The sequence below is a fragment of the Sphingobium sp. VMM genome (genome assembly GCF_056790315.1).
In genome coordinates, this window is the sequence record NZ_JBXGSI010000024.1 from 19,832 (window position 1) to 38,153 (window position 18,322).

Below are 18,322 nucleotides of genomic sequence, written 5' to 3' on the forward strand. Positions count from 1 at the left end.
GAAACCTTCCATGGCACGGCGGTCGGGGAACACTTCGGAAGCTCGCTTGGCCGGGGTCGATATGGGCCTGTTCCGTGTCTTCCTGGTCTTTGGACGCCGGGGAGGTGGAGATGCTTTTTTTCATCGCAGAGGCCTTTGCGAATTATGCTGTCAGCGGCAGATCGAAGTCGATGCGCCGATCCAAATTGGCCTCGAAACGGCCATAAGGATTGATATGGGCGTGGATGGCCGGCGTCAGACCGCGATGGTCTTCGGCGGTCATCCGCTTCATCCAGGCGGGCTCGGTCAGAACCCGCTGCAGCATCCGCGTGTTCACGTAGACCAGGCAGTTCTGTAACAGATGGAGCGCCAGCACCGCCAGTTCCTGATCCTCCAGGCGATTGGCGGCAATCTCACCGCCCTTGCCGAAGAAGATGAAGCTGTGCGCGCCGTTCCAGTTTTCGACGACGTTGAGCCCGGCATGGATGTCGCGGCGCAGATCCTCCGAACCGATATAGCCGCACAGGAAGATCGTCTTGATGACCTTGCCGAGTTCGGCAAGCGCCGCATAGGTCGGGTGCTGGACAGCCGCGCTGGCAAAGCGGCGCAGAATCGCCTCGGGGTCGGCGGTGCGGTGTTTGAGCGCCGCGGTATATTTGATCATCTCGTCATACTGCCGCTCGATCAGTGGCCAGTTGATCTCACGCGCCAGGATCGGCGTGAGATTGCCGAGCGTTTCGCGCATCGCGGTTTCCGGCACATAAAGCTTCTGGCGGGCGATCGCCTTCAGGCGCGGCGCCAGCTCGAACCCGAGCAGGTGGCAAAAGGCGAACCCCACCTCGCTCTGGCCATGACTGTCGACATAATGACGCTGGATCTCCTGGTCGGTGCAATGGCGCAGCACGCCTTCGATCATCGCGCTGACCTCGGAGGAAGAACAGCGTTTGAGCTGCGAGTAGATGCAGGTCGCCTGGCGCTCCATGTGCCAGTAGATCATGACGCCACGGCCGCGGTAGCGGACATGCCATTCCGCCATCAGATTCTGATCCCACGCACCGACCTTCGTGGAATCCGACGCGCATGCGGTCCCCGCCTCACCCCAGATGCGCTGGTCGCGCGTCGCGAGGATCGCGTTGGTTACCAACGCGGTTGCGCTGCGCAGCGCCTCCTTGTGGATGAAGCGACGCCGGACGTGCAATAGTTCGGCATAGCTCGCGGCCTCCGTTCCTGTGCTGACCCGCTTCAGGCCGGCATTGGTGCCGAGACCGTAGAGGCACAGGACAAGACGCCGGCGGAGTGTATCGGCATCGATAACGACCCGGTCGCCCGACGCCGTGAACTCATCGAGGAATCCGGTTTGCCGGGCGGTCTCCATCAGCACGTCGATCAGGTCCGTCATCGGCCAGCGCCGTTCGAGTTCTGTCTTGATAGCCTCCAGATTGAGCGCTGCCGGCAGCGGCTCGAACGGTGTGATCGAAATCCGGTTCTTGCCCTGCTGTCGAAGTCGCACCTTGGCATTGCGCGGCATCTTCCGGTTCAGCGCGCCGAGCGCTTCGGTCATCTGTGCACGAAGTCCGGCGACAAACGCCCCTGCGTGGGACTGTCAGGAATTTCGTGTGCGGCGAGGCATAATGGGCAACAAGGAGACCCAATATGTCACGACGGAAAGAACCCTCGATACCCAACGACATTCTCGATCAACTGCTGGCCGGCACTGACGCAGCAGCAGCGCTCAGCCAGGGCGGCCTGCTCGATACATTGAAGAAGGCATTTGCCGAACGGGCGCTCAATGCGGAGATGGATCACCATCTTGGCCAGGAGGAGCAAGGGACCTACAGCCGGAACGGCTATGGCCGCAAGACGGTGACGACCGACGGGGGACGGATCGAGATCGAGGTGCCGCGTGATCGGGCGGGCAGTTTCGATCCGCAGCTGATCGCAAAATATCAGCGCCGTTTCCCCGGTTTTGATGACAAGATCATCTCGATGTACGCGCGCGGCATGAGTACCCGTGAGATCACCGGGCATCTGCGCGAACTGTACGGCATCGAGGCCTCACCCGACCTGATCAGCACGATCACGGACGCTGTGCTGGAGGAGGTCACGGCCTGGCAACAACGCCCGCTGGACTCAGCCTATCCGCTGGTTTTCTTCGATGCAATCCGGGTCAAGATCCGCGACGAAGGCATGGTCCGCAACAAGGCGATCCATATTGCCCTGGGCGTCATGGCCGACGGCACCAAGGTGGTCCTTGGTTTGTGGCTGGAACAGAATGAAGGGGCCAAATTCTGGCTGCGCGTCATGAACGAACTGCGCAACCGCGGCGTCGAGGATATCACTGGCCGTCGTCGATGGCCTGAAGGGCTTCCCAGACGCCATCACCGCCGTCTTCCCCGAAGCGATGGTCCAAACCTGTATTGTCCATCTGCTGCGCAACTCGATGGATTTCGTGGCGTGGAAAGATCGCAAGGCGCTCGGAACGGCCTTGAAGGCCATCTATCGGGCCGTTGATGCTGCGACCGCCGAAGAAGCCCTGACAGCGTTCGAAGCCAGCTTCTGGGGACAGCGTTATCCCGCCATCGGCCAGAGCTGGCGCCGGGCATGGCCCGAGGTCATCCCATTTTTCGCCTTTCCCGACGAGGTCAGACGGATCGTCTATACGACAAATTCGATAGAGGCCCTCAATTCCAAGCTCCGCCGCGCTGTTCGTGCCCGGGGGCATTTCCCCAATGATGAGGCCGCCACCAAGCTCCTCTATCTGATCTTGAACCGATCGGAAAAAGAGTGGAAAATGCCGCCGCGTGAGTGGAACATGGCGAAGGCGCAATTTGCCGTGCTCTTCGGCGAACGTTTCATCAGGGCCATGACGGCCTGATGGTCAACCGCCTCGCCGCACACGAAATTCCTGACAGTCCCGTGCAAGGGCCTGCTGCGCACCGAGCACCTCGTTGCGGCCGGGCGCCAGGCGCTGACCAATCACCAATCGGGCTTCGGCCGCCCATATGTTGACCAGATGGAGGGGCACAGCCTTGCGACCGCGCTCATAAACGCCGCGCAAAGCCTTGCCGTCAATCGCCACCACGCCCTTCAACACTCCGGCAAAAGCCGCAGAAAACCGGGTAAAGGCCGCCTCGAACGGCTCCGGTGCCAGCAGACCATCAGCCGCGCATCGTCGAGCTGGTGATCGCCGCTCGCGACGCACGCAACGCGCCCTCCTGACGGGACGCGCTTGCGCGCGACAATGCCGTGCGGAGATCCGCACCGCGTATCGTTCACCGCTCGCGCTGCGCGCGATCGGCGCCAGGGGAACACCAAGGGCGCCGCCCTTTCGTTCCCGAACGACAATCGACCGCCCGTGTAATCCGCCAAGCGCGGCGCCCGTCGCGTCGCGCCGGCCGCGCTAGAGCGGATCGCCCGCGCCAGCGGTAGATTCTCGCTCCCCCTCCCCATCCCGTCCTCGCCGGACAGGCAGGGCCGTGAGGCCGAGCGGCCTTGCGGCCTGCCAGAAGGAGGATCAGCGATGTATAGCCCCGAACAACTCGACACCATCCGCCGCCTGAATGACGCAGCGCGTCAGAGCCCCGGCGTCACGTCGTGCGCCAACGTCACGCAGGGCTTTCTTGCCCTCCCCGATGCGGATTGCTTCAAGGCCGTATCGGCGATCGTCGGTTTTACCAAGTTTGACGGCGACAACGACCCCTATGGTGAGCATGATTTCGGCGCGGTCTATCGCCTAGCGAGCGGTGAATGGTCGCAAGAGCGGCCGAGCGATGGCACGGCCATTTCCGAGACGGTTTTCTGGAAGGTGGATTACTACGACAACACGCTGACCTATGGTAGCGAAGCACCGTGGGATGCGCAGCAGACCACGCGCGTTCTGACGGTCATGCTGGCGAGCGAGTATTAACGGCCCCGATCCGGCGATCCGCGCTCAACCAAGCGCGGATCACGGCGCGCATCCGCCTCGCTCACACATGATTTGTTGAGGAGTCGCCTTGGAAGGCGTAGGGTTAAGAGCAGAAAGGATGACGCGATGGCCCAGATCGATCTTGAGACGTTGCGCGAGCGCATCCGCCAGATGGATTTCCAGCGCGGCACCCCCGAGCAGATCGCCCTTTGGCGGGAGGACGTAGCGGAAGCGCGTGCCAATCTCGCCATGGAGGACATGACGCCGACCATCGACGAAGACGCGATGTTCGCGATGATGCTCGACGAGGGCGTTCCGCCTGCCGTCATGCCGTCGATTATCCTCAGTCTCTATCAGCCCGGAACACGCCAGATCGCCGCCTGACCTTGGCGAGCGATCCCTACACGTATCCCGGCACCGAGACGCTTCGGAATCGGCTCGGAATCACCGACGACAAGACGCTTACAGAGGCCGAACGGAGACTGACCCAGGCACGGGGCGCGGAGGCCGCGCGCCTGACCTTTCCAGCCACCGCCGATGGCTATCGGGCGCTCCATAAGCACCTGTTCCAAGACCTCTACGATTGGGCGGGCCAGGACCGCACCGTCAGCATCGCCAAAGGCGGATCGAGCTTTGCCGCCGTCCCCTATCTCGCGCGCGAACTGGACAAGCGGTTCGCGGAGGTAGGAGCGCAGGGCGGCTTCCGGGGGATTCCTCGCGACGAGTTTTTCGATCGGCTCGGCAACCATATCAACGAGATCAACGCTATTCATCCCTTCCGCGAAGGGAACGGGCGCACCATGCGCCACCATGCCGCCCAGCTCGCCCGCGAAGCCGGCCACCCGATCCGCATCGCCGCGATCGACAAGGACCGTTGGATGGAAGCGTCCCGCCACGGCTTTCTGACCGGCGATCATCGCGGCATGGCCGCGGTTCTCTCCGCAGCGGCGATCAAGCGCGACCTCGCGCCCGAGGCGCGCATCGGCCCCGCAGGGATCGCCATGCTCCCCAAGCGTGCCCCGCCCGAGGGGCAACGCTACCGGGTGACGCTGACCAAGGCGCGCGAGGAGCTGGAACGCTATCTGCCGGCCGCCCGCCAACAGGCTGCCGACCGGCTACGCGGGCTGATCAAGGAGGGTGCCCCCTCCCCCGCCATCGCTAACGCGCGCACCGAACTCGCCTATGTCCGTCACGCCAAGGGGCCGATCTACCAATCGCACCTTCTCACCTATCTCGGCGTCCGTCAGGTCGATGCAGTCATTTCGCCCCAGCAGACACCGTTGGAGCGGGTGCGCGAGATCGGTGCGGCGCTCGGCGTCCAGATCAACAACCAGCAGCCGGCGCAGATCCAGCGCGCCGTCCGGTCGCTGGAGCAGCCGATCCTTCCTCCCGGCCACTCGCCAGGGCAGGAGCGCCTTGCCGAGCTGTTCCTGAAGAACACGGCGGAGAAGAACCAAGCCGATCCTCGCCTCGCGCCCGCCCAGGCGATCGTCGACGCGGCGAGGAAAACCGCGCGCGATCGGGGCGAGAGCGCGCGCATGGTCGGAGCGATTGGGGGGGCGACGCGCCAGCTCGTCGCGGATCGGATCAAAGCGGGCGGATCGCTAGACGGCGAAATCGGGCCCGCGACCCCGGCGCCGCGCGATAAGGACCGGAGCCGCTGACGGCGTTGTAAGGACGGGTGAGTGGTTGACGCATGATTGCCTGCTGCGGCCGATAACGGAAGCCATCCGATGGCCCGAAGGTTCTGCCTGTATGGCCTAAACCGCGTCATATCGCTAAGAGGCTGTTTGGAAAATCGTTGACGGGGGTTGTCGTGAGGCTCTGCGTCTGATTCAGGCTCTGGATGTGGACCCATCAGAGCCGAGGGCGCATGGCCCAGATTGCCAAGAAGACGAAGCGCTATCCCAGTGATCTGACCGATGAGGAATGGGATCGCCTGGCGCCGCTGATGCCCAGACCGGGGCGGCGGGGCCGTCCACGCGAGGTGGATTTTCGCGAGGTAATCAACGCCGTGCGCTACCTTGTTCGATCGGGCTGTGGCTGGCGGATGCTGCCGATCCATTTCGGGGCATGGCAGACGGTTTATGGCTGGTTCCGGGAACTGGCTCGCAGGTTCCTGTTCCAGACAATCCACGACATCGAACTGATGCTAGATCGCGAGCGCCAAGGGCGGGAGGCCAGTCCGAGCGCAGCAGTGATCGACAGCCAGTCGATCAAGGCGCCATCGGCAGAAAAGCGTGGGTTCGACGCAGGCAAGAGGGTTGTCGGGCGCAAGCGACATATCGCCGTCGATACCGATGGACGGCTGCTGATGGTCAACCTGACCACTGCGGACATTTCGGACAGCGCGGGCGCCCAGACCATCCTCGATGGCATCCGCAAACGCTGGCCCTGGATCAAACATCTCTTCGCCGATGGCGCCTATGACCGCCTCAAACTCATGGACAAAGCAAGCTATCTGGATTTCGTCGTCGAGGTCATTCGACGCAGCGATCAGCAGCAGGGCTTCAAGGTTCTGCCCCGGCGTTGGGTCGTTGAGCGGACCTTTGGCTGGATGATCCGATGGCGCCGATTGGTCCGCGATTACGAGAAGCGCATTGACGTCTCGAAGGCCATGATCCTCGTCGCCATGGGCGGCAATCTCCTACGCCGAAACGCTCACCCCTGATTTTCCAAACAGATGGGGTGATTGGGGCTCCACGACGAGTCGGTGGAGTGGCTGCTCCTCGCAAATGGTAGAACGTGGTCCGTGTGATCGGCCACAACCATGAGGAGAAGCAACCATGAGCTATTATGCCGGGCTGGATGTGTCTTTGGAAGAGACAGCGATCTGTATTGTCGATGGTACGGGCACGATCGTCCGCGAACTACGCGCGGCCAGCGATCCGGAAAGCCTGATTTCGGCGTTCAACCTGGTAGATTTGCCGATGGAGCGGATAGGCCTCGAGGCCTGTTCGCAGTCGGCCTGGCTGCACCAGGGACTGACGCGGGCTGGTTTTCCGGCATTGTGCATCGAAACCCGCCAGGCGAAAGCCGCGATGGGAGCGATGCCGAACAAAACCGACCGCAATGATGCCCGGGGCCTGGCACAAATCATCCGTACCGGGTGGTATCGCCAGGTTCACGTCAAGAGCGTTCCATCGAGAATGGCGCGTTCATTGCTGGTGGCTCGCCGGACGGTGCTCTGCAAGTTGCGCGATATGGAGAACGCAGTGCGGGCAGTCTTGCGGGAAAGCGGGCTCAAGTTGGGATCACCGGGGCGCAAGCTGTTCTCGGCCAGGGTACGCGAGTTGGCTGATGCGGATCCGACGTTGACCGATATAACCGAGCCACTGCTGGCGATCATCGCGACCATGTACCGCGAACTCGAGCGGCTGACACGGCGCGCGTTGGAATCGGTTCGCGTCGAACCAATCTGCCGACAACTGATGACGGTACCCGGCGTTGGGCCGCTGACGGCACTGGCGTTCCGTGCAACCGTGGATCAACCCGAGCGCTTCCGGCGGTCACGCGACGTTGGCGCCCATCTCGGCCTAACTCCGAGGCGCTATCAGTCAGGCGAAACCGATGTGCAAGGACGCATCAGCCGATGCGGCGACGAGCTGGCCCGAACCCTGCTCTACGAGGCGGCACACACGCTGTTGACCCGCTGCAAGAAATGGTCGGCCCTCAAGGCGTGGGGCATGAACGTCGCAAAGCGGCGCGGTATGGCGAAAGCCCGCGTCGCGGTCGCCCGCAAGCTTGCCGTCATCATGCACCGTATGTGGACCGACCACAGCGAGTTCCGCTGGCGCAAACCGCTCACCGGACTGGCAGCATGAGGAGGCCTGAACCGAATCCCGCCTGACAAGGCGGGCCGTGTCGTTCCCATGGGGACGAAGGGCAAGACGATCTCGCTTAGAGTCCGGAACCTCAGCTTAGCTGAAGGTCGCGAAACAGATTGAGACGTCTCGCTCTCCATGACCCCATTATGCGGCGGCCTTGCGCCGACCGCGGAGAGAAGCGAGTGATCCATGGGAATGATCATAAAGTCGAGAAAGCAGCTTGACCCACTAGGCCCCAATCAGAGAAGACTCTGAGCCGATCCACAAAAGGAACCAACCGGTTTCCTTTTCGTTTGCGGACTTGAATTCAAATTATCAAGATAAGCCACCAGAAAGGAAAATGATGAAGATCGTGATCTCCGCCGCGCTGCTTTCTTTGGTGTCGGTTCCGGCTTTCGCCCAAGCAGTTGCCCCATCCACGTCAGGAACGATGACCAGCGCGGATGTCGGGGTAGAGCCGATTGCCAGCCAAAGCGGCCCAAACTACGTTCTCGCCGCGTCGGACGCGAACGTCTATCAGATAAAGGCTGCCCAGCTTGCCGCAACGCGCGCGCAGCGGGACGACGTCAAATCCTACGCCAAGCGCGTCCTAGCCGAGGCACAAAGCAGCCAGAAAGCACTGATGGCAGCGCTCAAAAACGATCAGCGCACGATCAAGGCACCATCGTCAGCGTTGTCGGCCGACCGCGCTGCTCTTGTCAAGTTGCTGCAAAAGGCACCGAAGAGCGCTTTCGATAACCTTTATCTCACCCAGTCGGCGAAGGTGCAACAAGCGGCGTGGGCAATCCACAAGGGATACGCCCAAGACGGCACCGACCCAGCGCTGCAGCAGATCGCCGGCACGGCTGTTCCCGTGCTGGAAAACGAACTCACCACCGGCAAGTCACTCACACCCTCCGGGCTTGCGGGAAGGTGAACCTAGCTGGGCCGGGCCGCATAGCTCCCGGCGGCCTGGCCCAGCGTTTTGAACACCTTTTTATGATGGCATAATTCGATGAGGATACAACCAGTAAAATCTATCGTTTTCTAGTAAGTGCCAATATGACCACAGCAATTCCCCATGAAGCTAGCGATATGTATATTTGTTGACTAAAGAGAACCGCTCCGCCTACGATCAGACCGGCAGCGAGTATATCTCTTTGGGGCGACGGCCTCTCCTTGTTCGGTGATGGTAATGACACGTGAACCGGGATTGTACCTGACTTTGCTACTTTCTCCACCAGTCCAATCAGGTCGGGAGAGGCTGCGGCCAAGCGGCCGATCCCTGTTGCCAGGCGGCGCCCACCTTTTCTCAGTTCGGCAGGACTAATTCGCTCGCGCGCAAGCTCGCGGGCGATCGGCATCGCCCTAGCCGCGATATCGAACTCTGGGTCTAGAGTCCGTACCAATCCCTCGGCGGTCAGTAATGTGCGCAGGAGCAAAGCAAGGTCGGGCGGCAATGCCAGACGGTATTGGCGCAGTAACGTGAACACGCGCGAGAATATCTCGGACAGATCAACCTGTTTCAAGACAGCGCCACGAAATTGACCGATCAAAGACTCAAGATCCCTTTGCAACCCATCCACCTCAACGGTCCGGTCGCCTGACCAGTTTATCAGCACATCCGCGACCGCGCGCGGATTTTCTCCCGCGATGGCTAGGACCAGGGTGACCAGCTCCGAGCGACGGTTTGGAGTCAGCGTTCCGGTGGCGCCGAAGTCGATGAAGGCGATCTTTCGGCTTGGAAGAACGAATACGTTCCCGGGATGAGGATCTGCGTGAAATCGGCCGTGAAAGATGATCATGCGCAATATGGCGTCCGCGTAGGTGCCTGCAATTGCGGCCGCGTCTGTTACCTCGTTTACTGCAATAAGGACGCCGCGCACCGAGACTCCTTCAAGCCGCTCCTGGACGTTGACGCGGCGGCCGACATAATCCCAAAAGAACTTCGGTGTCCTCACGCCTAGCGTGTCAAGAAATGACCCAATCCCCTCACATGCTGCCGCTTCGGCGCTCAGATCCATTTCTTGAGACAGGCTCTCGGCGAAGAAGCGCAGCAGTTCGTCAATCTTAAGCCGCCGCAGTTCCGGCGAGCGCCGTTCGGCCAGACGCGCAAGTCGTCGTAGCAATCTCAGGTCGGCGTCGACGCGGGTCGCTATTCCCGGGCGGCGCACCTTGACGACAACTTCGGTCCCATCGAAAAGGGCTGCACCGTGCACCTGGGCAATCGACGCCGCGGCGATTGGTTTCGGATCGAAACGCGCGAAAACATCAGCAACGGGCGCCCCGAGAGACGAGACGAGTTCGGGTTCGATCTCGTGGAATGGTACCGCAGGAACTTGATCCTGTAATGTCGATAGCGCACTCACCCAGTCCGGCCCCAGAAGATCGCCACGTGTGGCGAGAAGCTGGCCCAGCTTTATTGCGACCGGACCTAGATCGCGAAGAAGTGCGACTACTCTTGTGGGTGCGTCGGGCTCGACCGGCCATGTCGGCGGACCGCTCGCCAAGCCGACGCGTGAGGCGAGGCCACCGAGTCCGTGACGTGCGAAGATTCGCGCGAGCTCTCCAAATCTTTCCCGCTCACTCAACGGAATGTCATCTGCGACCTCGGTCATTGCATACTCTCGGTTCCGAGTGCGGGAGGTAGACAGCCAATAATAAAAAGCTCGATGCCCCGTCTCACTCGGGCGCGGGCATTTTCGTCATAGGCTGGAGGGGCGAGGCCGAGCGCCGCGCGGCGCATCGGTGCGACGACCACGAGGGTCACGAACTGTTCAGCGGCGAAAACGGGATCCGGTAGATCGAGTTCACCCTTGGCGGCAGCAGCCCCGAGAATGCTCGCCACCCACTGAGCGGCGCGCTGAAAGCCGAACTCGTGAATGTTGGCGGCAAGCGCAGGAAAGCGCACGGCCTGCGCGATCACGACACGCTCCATTGAAGCGATGCGTGGCGTAAGCAGCCACTCGAGAAGCACATCGGCGATCGACTGCAGCCTGTCCACGACAGCAAGATCCGCATCGACGGCCGGCTCCAGTGCCCGAAGTTGCGTGTCAATCTCGTCGAGGATCACAGCTTCGAACATACGCGCTTTGCTGCCGAACCTGGCGTAAAGGGTCCGCTTCGAGATCTTTGCACGCTCGGCGATCATGTCAGCGCTCGCGCCGTCAAAGCCATGTTCGAAGAACATTTCACGAGCGCTTTGCAGGATATGGGAGGTCAGTCGGATCGCTGCCTCTGTCGTTGGCCTGCCAGTCCTACCGCCCCGCTTGCCGCTTCCTCGCCCCTTCATTTCAATCTCGCCTCCGCGATGCCTGATAGTCGCTGAAGCTGAAATCTGCGACCGGTTGCCAAGATGCACCACCATGTCCTGCTCATGCGCTCACGGCCACCGCCTTGTTCAATTTTGGGAGGGACCTGAATACAATCGGGGGCGGTCCCGAGGATGAGCGTCCCTCGTACCACGAAACGCTGGCGCTAGCGCGATGGTGGTGGCGACTGTTGTGCTGAATTATAATCGGGCAACTTTGGCGCCCCGAACAGCTGGAGTCCTTCGCGATCAACGCGTTCGACCTGGTCGCCGAGGCGCTGTGTAGTGGATCGCGCCGAGCGAACGGACTCTGTAACCACACGACTTCGGCCTTCGAGGGCGCGAACGGCCGGGCGCAGAGACTCCACGTCGCCACGAAACTCTTCCGCCGCGCGCCGAGCGCTGCGCAGCTTGTCATCGATTCCAAGGCTGGCATCGCGACGCGCTTCCAGCTTGGCGCGGATGCGGGCGGCGCGCTCGCCGACACCCGCGATCGAGTTGCCTACCCCGAGCATTCCGTCTCCCGCGCCGGCTATCCCGTCAGCCAGTCGAGCCGCCTTGGTAGGCCAAACCGCCGTCTTGGCGCTCAGTTCGGCCAGTCGCTCGCGGGTCCGCTGCTGCCCCTTCTCATCAAGATCGGCCGAAATGTTATCGACCGAGCGGCTGATCTTTTCGATCAGCGCGACCGGGTCACCGCCTGAACCAAGAAGCCCGCCCTTCTTTTCAGGAATGACCGGAAGGGGCTCACTATTGGTTGCCGCGATTGGCGACGCCCCCCTCTGTCCGCCGTCCAGGATGATGGTTGCGTCCCCGCCAATGAAGGACCTTGAAATCTGCGCCTTGACGCCTTCTACGATCGGTATCTCAGGGTTGAGACGGACGGTAACAAGCACGGTCGAAGGGTCTTGGCCGTCGAATCGTACGGCTGTTACCAGGCCCGCGGAAACGCCAGCATAGGTGACGGGCGACCCGTTTTTGACGCCTGTCACGCTGTTCTTGAAGCGGATCAGATACTCTCGACCATCAGGATTCCTGGCCGCGAGAAGCCAGAACGCAAACGCGAACAGAGCGACGGCAATGGCACCGATCACCGAGAACACCAGCAGGCGGTTCGAGCGAGTCTCCATAGCCTTGACCAACCACTAAGTGCGGCACATGGATATGTAAACCTAACGGTTCCGTTTTCTTTTTTACGCTCTTGACTGGACGGGGACTGGTTGGAACGCTCATTTGTGAATGCTGGAGGTGAGATCACCGTGCCGGAGGACGCCAATGCCACGGGCATCATCATTCCGTGGAGCGCAGAGCTGGGTTTCCGTCTCCTTTCGGTGGGCGATGGCCTGTGTTCTCTGCGACTGCCTTGGCGTCCCGATCTGAGCGGGTCCAACGGCGGGATTGCGAGCGGAGCGATCGCCAGCCTTATAGATCACGCATGCGGCGCCGCCGTGATGTCCCGGCTGGAGCGGGTGTCGATATCCACTCTCAACCTCAAGATCGATCATATTCGTCTACCAACGGCCCGCTCGCCAGTGACGGCGTGGGCACACTGTTATCGAGTGTCCGAGATCATGACATTCGTGCGTGCGGAGGTTTGGGACACCGATCCGGCCGAGGTGTTCGCCGCGGCTCAGGGCGTTTTCTCGATCAATCGAGGGGTTGCGGCGTGAGCGCCGATATGCGGACAGCCGTGATTGTGGCCACGTCGGGCTTCAGCTCGAAACTCGGCAAAATGATCGACGTAACCGAAGAGGGCACGCTCTGGACGCTGTCGCCTACGTCCGACCTCATCGGCAACCCGGTGGTGCGGGCACTTCACGGCGGCGCAGTCACAGCGTTTCTTGAGCTCGCCTGCGGCGTCGTTCTGGCGCGCCAGTTGGACCATGACAGTATTCCGCGCCTCATCAGCATGAATGTGCAGTTCCTGGCGTCGATGCGGCTGGCACCGGTGATCGCGCGTCCACAGGTGCGGCGGATCGGCAGGCGAGTGGCGGTGGCGCAGATCGAGGCATGGCAGGATAGCCCTGACACGGTCGTATGTGCGGCACAGTGCGAGTTTCTCTGTGAATTCGCCTGAAGCGGGCTCGTCTCGATGCCCGCGTGTACGGTCTAGAAGGTGTACGTCAGCCCGGCTGCGGCCGAGAACTGATCGGCGTCGCCGACGTCCATGACGATCGGGCTGCGCTTATACCTACCGAGCATCCGGCCGTAGAGTATGCCGGCTCCTATGCCGAGCCCACGACGGAGATCCCCGCTCAGGCTCTGAACCGCGAACGCCGTCAGATTGTAGCGCTTCCACCCTGAGTCGTTGATCGAATACGCCCGCAGCCCGCTCGCGAGCGCGCCCGCGGGCGTCACGCCGAAATAGGTGCGCCCATAGCCTTTTCCGACATAGTCAGCCGACGCTCCGATCGAGACGAGCGTTCGGGGCGAGAGCGGCGTCGTATAGTTGACCTGGGGGGTGATGACGTAGCTGTCGTGGACGTCGGAGACGTCGTGAACGTAAGCGACCCGCACCGTCAGCGTATCGTAATCGCTCGTAACGACTCCGGTACGGCTCACACCGATGTAGCCACCGGCTTCCCATGCAGTGTCGATCTTCCCGAGCGCACGGACCTGCAGGTTATCGACTTTGTTGGTGCGGTCGAGCCGCGCCGCGCCGCGCCGATCAGACCGAGCTCGAAATTCGTCCGCGGTCCATCCCCGCTAGGCACGAGGTTGACGTAGAGCTGGGTCCCGCGTGTGAATACGTCGTGCCCGGCGATCTTGCCGACGATCACGGCTCCGGGAGTTACGCTGTTCTGGTCGGAACCCTCGTAGTCCGGCAAGGTTGCGGCACCGACACCGATCGTGATGCGGGAGCGATCGTCTTCGACACGCTCGTCGGCCTGTGCATGGGCATTCGATGCCGAGAGAGCGCACCCGCCTAGCGCGGCCAGGCCGATCAGCCGAATTACCGTGCCTTTTTCGCCAACCACTCGCCTACTTTCCAAACCAAGTTCGTGGCTGGAATTCAGCCCGACTACATCCTATGATACGGAACGGTTTACATATCGCAAGGGCGAAGAGTGGCAGATCGCAGGGATTTGGAAGCAGACGCACCTGAGCATGACGATGAAGGAGCCGGGCGCGGCGATCGGCCAAAGAGCGATGACGGAGATCCGGCGAGCAAACCCGGTCTTCTCAAGCGATATCCGGTCATCCGTTACGTCCTGATCGTAGCGCTCGTGGCCGGCATTGTCGCAGGCGCCGCTTGGTATCTGAATTATCGTGAACGCGGGCAGTATCATCAATCGACGAACAATGCCTATGTGCGGGCCGATTTCGTGACGGTTTCTCCCAAGCTGGGCGGGTATGTCGAGCGGGTTTTCGTGCGTGACAATCAGCCCGTGAGACGCGGGCAACTCCTGGCCGTACTGGATCCGCGGGACTATCGTGCAAGTGTTGCACAGGCGCAGGCGCAGGTCGCTTCGGCCGTCGCCGGCATTCGGACGGCACGCAGCACGCTCGACGAGCAGCGCGCGGCCATCGCGCAGTCGGCGGCGCAAGTTTCCGCCGCCGAAGTCGCCGCCGAGGCCGCAGCCGCGGAGGTCCGGCGCTACGAGCCGCTCGCTCGGTCCGGGGCGGAATCGGGCGAGCGGCTGGCGGCCCTGGTGCTCGAGCGCGATCGCGCGGTCGCCAACCTGCGCGCCCAACGGGCCACCTATCTGGCGGCAAGGCGCGGGCTGGACACGCAGAATGCCCGCATCGGTCAGGCTCTGGCTCAAAGGGAAACCGCGCAAGCGCAACTCGACCGCGCTTCAACCGACCTTGGCGCTGTCGAGCTTCGCAGCAGCATTGACGGCGTGGTTGCCGACAAGGCGGTGCGGGTGGGTCAGTTTGTCCAGCCCGCGACCCGGCTCATGTCGATTGTGCCGGCGGACCAGCTCTATATCGAGGCGAACTTCAAGGAGACCCAGGTCGCCCTCATGCGCGTCGGCCAGCCGGCGACCATCAAGGTCGATGCGCTGGACGGAGCCGAGCTGCGCGGCCGGATCGAGAGCTTCGCGCCCGGCACCGGCGCGCAATTCTCGGTGCTGCCTCCCGAGAACGCGACCGGCAACTTCACGAAAATCGTCCAGCGTGTGCCGGTGAGAATCAGCATCGAGGCAGGACCCGAGGCGCGCAAGGTGCTGCGGCCTGGTCTCTCGGTAGAGGTCGCGATCGACACCATCGGTGCGAAGGGCAGCCGCAAGCGGATTGAGGAGGAGAGCGAGCGGCTGCGGCGCGGCGAGGCGCAGGCCCAGCGGTGATGACCCGTCAACGCGCGAGCGCACGGGACTGGCTTGCGGTCGCCGCGGGCACGATCGGGTCCTTCATGGCGCTGCTCGACATCTCGATCGTCAACGCGGCGCTCCCGACGATCCAGGGTGAGATCGGCGCCAGCGGGACGGAGGGGACCTGGGTGGCGACGTCATACCTGGTCGCCGAGATCGTCATGATTCCGCTCAGCCCCTTTCTGGTGCGCCTGTTGGGGCTCCGAAATTTCCTGCTCGCCGCCGCCGTTTCGTTCACCGGCTTCTCGGTGATCTGCGGCCTCTCGACGACCCTGCCCATGATGATCGCCGGTCGCGTCGGTCAGGGTTTCACCGGCGGCGCGCTCATACCTACGGCCATGACGATCATCGCCACGCGGCTGCCGCCCTCACAGCAGCCGATCGGGACCGCGGCCTTCGGCGGGACAGCCATCCTCGGACCCGTGCTCGGCCCGATCATCGGCGGCTGGCTGACCGACAATTACAGCTGGCACTATGCGTTCTTCCTGAACGTTCCCGTGTGCGCCGGCCTGGCTGTGCTGCTGCTCGTCGGCCTCGATCATGAGCGCCTGCGCCTCGATCAACTGCGGAACGCCGATTGGCTGGGCATTGCGGGGCTTGCGATCGGGCTCGGCTCGCTCACCGTCATGCTGGAGGAGGGGCAGCGGGAGATGTGGTTCGAATCGGCGATGATCATCAAGCTCGCCATCGCCACGGTTTTCGGGTTCACCCTCATTGTCATCGGCCAAGTGAGAGCGTCGCAGCCGGTCCTGAAGCTGTCGCTGATCTTCAGTCGTGCCTTTGGCAGCGTGTTCGTGCTGAGCCTTGTAATCGGCGTCGTTCTCTACGGAGTGACCTTCCTTATCCCGCAGTTCCTGGCGGTGATGGCCGACTACAGCGCTCTGCAGTCCGGGCAGGTCGTGTTCGTGTCCGGTGTCCCCGCGCTGCTGATGATGCCGTTTCTCCCGCTCGCCTTCAAATATCTCGATGTCCGCGTGGCCGTCATCATCGGCATGGTCGCCATCGGAATCAGTTGCGCGATGGATTGGAGCATGACGGCGGACACCGCCGGCGGCGACCTCGTCGGATCGCAGCTGGTCAGGGGGTTCGGCCAGATCTTCGCGATGATGTTCCTCAACCAAGCGGCGATCAGCGCCGTCGCGCCCGAGGACGCGGGCGATGCGTCCGCCCTCTTCAATGCGGGCCGCAACCTGGGCGGGTCCATCGGTCTCGCGATGATGGCAACCCTTCAGGATCGCCAAACCTTCCTGCATTTCAATCGGCTCGCCGAATCAGCGTCCGCGAACGCGGCGGCGACGCAGGAATGGTTCGGTCGCGCGATGGCGGGGGCGGCCGGCGAAGCCGGGGCGTATCGTCAGCTGGCGGGCCAGATGCTCCAGCAGGCGACCGTGATGGCCTATAACGACCTCTATGTCGTCCTCGCGATTGCGATCGCCATCACGACGCCGCTGGCGCTGTTCCTCCGCCCCATCCCCTCCGGCACCCAGATGGCCATGCATTGATGATCCGCTTCCTGATCCCTGTCCCGTTCCTGCTTGCCGGCTGCACGGTCGGACCCGACTATGCGGGACCACGTCCCGTCGCGAGTGCCGAAAGAGCGGGTGCGGCGTTCCGCCGCGCCGACCCTGCCCAGACTGTTGCCGAGCCCCCGCTGGCGCGGTGGTGGGAGGCGATGGCTGACCCGCGCCTCAATGCGCTCGTCGAGCGTGGGCTCGCCGCCAGTCCCGATGTTGCGATCGCAGAGGCGAGAGTGCGCAAGGCCCGCGCCGCCGCGCGTGAGCAACGGGCCAACCGGTTGCCCACGGTATCCGCCACTGGGACCGCCATCATTGCGGATCTCCCCGCCGGATCTCTCGCCCTCTCCTCACAGGGAGAGCAGGACGACCGGATCAAGGCCGAGTTCTATAACGCGGGCCTCGACGCCTCCTGGGAGATCGACCTGTTCGGCGGGCGCCGCCGCGCCGCGGAAGCCGCCTCCGCGCAGGCCGACGCGGCGCGTGCCAACATGGCGGACGCGCAGGTCCGCCTCTCCGCCGAGATCGCCGACAATTACGTGACGTTGCGGGAACTCCAGCAGCGGCTGGTGCTGGCGCGCCGATCCTCCGCGCTGCTGGCGCAGTCGCTTGCTCTTCTTGAGCAGCGCGAGCGGCGCGGTGCGTCGTCGAGCGACGACGTCGTCCGCCTGCGCACCGAACTCAACCGGACGCAAGGCGGCCTGTTACCGCTGGAAGGCCAGATCGCGGTGACGCTCGACCAGCTTGCGCTGCTCACGGGCGACGAGCCCGGTGCACATGATGCCACCCTCTCCTCCCCCGGGGCCATCCCCTCCGTCCCCGCGAGCGTCGCGATCGGCGATCCTGAGGCGATGCTGCGGCGCCGGCCCGACGTCCGGGCCGCCGAACGGCGACTGGCCGCTGGCACCGCGCAGATCGGCGTCGACGTGGCGCGCCAGTTCCCCTCGGTCAGCATCATGGGAATCATCGGACTTGGCGGCCCGAATATCGGCGACGTCCTGGATACCGACAATGTGTCGAGCCTGTTGTTGCCGCGGATCAACTGGAGCTTTCTCGACTTCGGCCGCAATCGCGCCCGGGTGGAGCAGTCCCGCGCCGGACGGGACGAGGCGGAGGCCCAGTATCGCAAGTCCGTTCTTGCCGCCCTGTCCGATGCCGAGACGAGCCTGTCGCGCTTCGGCACTCTGCGCGCGACCCTCCTGTCGAGCTACCGGAGCGCCGAGGGCGCCCGGCAGTCTTCTCGCTTCGCAGCCCAGCGGTTCGAGCGCGGAGCCGCACCGCTGACGTCGTCCATAGACGCAGAACGCGCGGCGCTGACGGCGGACATCTCCGCGGTGGAAGCGCAGGGACAGTTCGTTCGGGCGTTTGTGGGCCTTCATAAGGCGCTCGGGCTCGGCTGGGAGGGGCCCGAAGACCGCTAGCCCATGCCAGCCGTCAGTGTCCGCAGAAGGAGACGACTAGCGTCGCTGCCAACGATAATGCCTTGCGCGCGA

Annotated in this window: 16 protein-coding genes and 3 pseudogenes; 12 read left to right on the forward strand and 7 right to left on the reverse strand. The window is 63.0% G+C overall.

What is annotated here, in order from left to right:
• Positions 1-142: 142 nt before the first annotated feature.
• Positions 143-1,564 (reverse strand): annotated as a pseudogene (locus ACUCV3_RS23505) (transposase); the annotation flags it as partial.
• 68 nt (positions 1,565-1,632) lie between these two features.
• On the opposite strand from ACUCV3_RS23505, the pseudogene ACUCV3_RS23510 reads away from it, so the two are divergent.
• Positions 1,633-2,854, forward strand: a pseudogene (locus tag ACUCV3_RS23510) (IS256 family transposase).
• 42 nt (positions 2,855-2,896) lie between these two features.
• Here the strand turns inward: ACUCV3_RS23510 and ACUCV3_RS23515 are convergent.
• Positions 2,897-3,130: pseudogene (locus ACUCV3_RS23515) on the reverse strand (ISAs1 family transposase); the annotation flags it as partial.
• Between the two features lie 369 nt (positions 3,131-3,499).
• On the opposite strand from ACUCV3_RS23515, the gene ACUCV3_RS23520 reads away from it, so the two are divergent.
• From ACUCV3_RS23520 to ACUCV3_RS23545, 6 genes are all read left to right on the forward strand, one after another.
• Positions 3,500-3,886, forward strand: a complete 387-nt coding sequence (locus ACUCV3_RS23520) for a DUF3768 domain-containing protein (protein WP_037508600.1) — start codon at positions 3,500-3,502, stop codon at positions 3,884-3,886.
• Positions 3,887-4,012: 126 nt separating this feature from the next.
• Entirely contained in the window at positions 4,013-4,270 is a 258-nt protein-coding gene (locus ACUCV3_RS23525) for a hypothetical protein (RefSeq protein WP_037508602.1), read from the forward strand.
• Between the two features lie 2 nt (positions 4,271-4,272).
• On the forward strand, positions 4,273-5,550 hold the full coding sequence (locus ACUCV3_RS23530) for a Fic/DOC family protein (RefSeq protein WP_037508604.1): 1,278 nt from the start codon (positions 4,273-4,275) through the stop codon (positions 5,548-5,550).
• A 182-nt stretch (positions 5,551-5,732) separates the two neighbouring features.
• Positions 5,733-6,557: an IS5 family transposase gene (locus tag ACUCV3_RS23535; RefSeq protein WP_080726996.1), complete on the forward strand. Its 825-nt coding sequence runs from the start codon at positions 5,733-5,735 to the stop codon at positions 6,555-6,557.
• A gap of 115 nt (positions 6,558-6,672) precedes the next feature.
• Entirely contained in the window at positions 6,673-7,710 is a 1,038-nt protein-coding gene (locus ACUCV3_RS23540; protein WP_037508608.1) for an IS110 family RNA-guided transposase, read from the forward strand.
• Between the two features lie 343 nt (positions 7,711-8,053).
• Positions 8,054-8,629 carry a DUF4142 domain-containing protein gene (locus tag ACUCV3_RS23545; protein WP_230588529.1) on the forward strand — a complete coding sequence of 192 codons (576 nt, stop codon included), beginning with the start codon at positions 8,054-8,056 and terminating at the stop codon, positions 8,627-8,629.
• Positions 8,630-8,729: 100 nt separating this feature from the next.
• Here ACUCV3_RS23545 and ACUCV3_RS23550 read toward each other — a convergent pair whose 3' ends face one another.
• The 3 genes from ACUCV3_RS23550 to ACUCV3_RS23560 all read right to left on the reverse strand — a co-directional run bounded on the left by ACUCV3_RS23550 (position 8,730) and on the right by ACUCV3_RS23560 (position 12,129).
• The gene (locus tag ACUCV3_RS23550; protein ID WP_080726997.1) at positions 8,730-10,310 is read right to left on the reverse strand and encodes an ABC1 kinase family protein; all 1,581 of its coding nucleotides are present in this window, start codon (positions 10,308-10,310) and stop codon (positions 8,730-8,732) included.
• Positions 10,307-11,059, reverse strand: coding sequence for a TetR/AcrR family transcriptional regulator (locus ACUCV3_RS23555; RefSeq protein ID WP_230588530.1), 753 nt, complete (start codon positions 11,057-11,059; stop codon positions 10,307-10,309). Before ACUCV3_RS23555 ends, ACUCV3_RS23550 begins: the two co-directional genes overlap by 4 nt.
• 110 nt (positions 11,060-11,169) lie before the next feature.
• Complete coding sequence (locus ACUCV3_RS23560; RefSeq protein ID WP_052076593.1) at positions 11,170-12,129, reverse strand: MlaD family protein; 960 nt, start codon at positions 12,127-12,129, stop codon at positions 11,170-11,172.
• 90 nt (positions 12,130-12,219) lie between these two features.
• Here ACUCV3_RS23560 and ACUCV3_RS23565 point away from each other — a divergent pair, with 90 nt between their 5' ends.
• Both ACUCV3_RS23565 and ACUCV3_RS23570 read left to right on the forward strand, forming a co-directional pair.
• Positions 12,220-12,669, forward strand: a complete 450-nt coding sequence (locus ACUCV3_RS23565) for a PaaI family thioesterase (protein WP_133496535.1) — start codon at positions 12,220-12,222, stop codon at positions 12,667-12,669.
• Positions 12,666-13,076: a PaaI family thioesterase gene (locus ACUCV3_RS23570; protein ID WP_052076595.1), complete on the forward strand. Its 411-nt coding sequence runs from the start codon at positions 12,666-12,668 to the stop codon at positions 13,074-13,076. The genes ACUCV3_RS23565 and ACUCV3_RS23570 overlap by 4 nt, the downstream gene beginning before the upstream one ends.
• Positions 13,077-13,108: 32 nt before the next feature.
• Here the strand turns inward: ACUCV3_RS23570 and ACUCV3_RS23575 are convergent, their stop codons facing one another.
• The gene (locus tag ACUCV3_RS23575) at positions 13,109-13,621 is read right to left on the reverse strand and encodes a MipA/OmpV family protein (RefSeq protein WP_482241206.1); all 513 of its coding nucleotides are present in this window, start codon (positions 13,619-13,621) and stop codon (positions 13,109-13,111) included.
• A complete protein-coding gene (locus ACUCV3_RS23580) occupies positions 13,558-13,977 on the reverse strand; it encodes a hypothetical protein (RefSeq protein ID WP_482241203.1) in 420 nt (139 codons plus the stop codon). Before ACUCV3_RS23580 ends, ACUCV3_RS23575 begins: the two co-directional genes overlap by 64 nt.
• Before the next feature lie 90 nt (positions 13,978-14,067).
• On the opposite strand from ACUCV3_RS23580, the gene ACUCV3_RS23585 reads away from it, so the two are divergent.
• From ACUCV3_RS23585 to ACUCV3_RS23595, 3 genes are read left to right on the forward strand one after another with little or no spacing between them, the layout of a single operon-like run.
• Positions 14,068-15,291, forward strand: a complete 1,224-nt coding sequence (locus ACUCV3_RS23585) for an HlyD family secretion protein (RefSeq protein ID WP_037508611.1) — start codon at positions 14,068-14,070, stop codon at positions 15,289-15,291.
• Complete coding sequence (locus ACUCV3_RS23590; protein WP_037508613.1) at positions 15,291-16,817, forward strand: DHA2 family efflux MFS transporter permease subunit; 1,527 nt, start codon at positions 15,291-15,293, stop codon at positions 16,815-16,817. Before ACUCV3_RS23585 ends, ACUCV3_RS23590 begins: the two co-directional genes overlap by 1 nt.
• Positions 16,817-18,250, forward strand: coding sequence for an efflux transporter outer membrane subunit (locus ACUCV3_RS23595; protein WP_037508616.1), 1,434 nt, complete (start codon positions 16,817-16,819; stop codon positions 18,248-18,250). The genes ACUCV3_RS23590 and ACUCV3_RS23595 overlap by 1 nt, the downstream gene beginning before the upstream one ends.
• Positions 18,251-18,322: the final 72 nt, after the last annotated feature.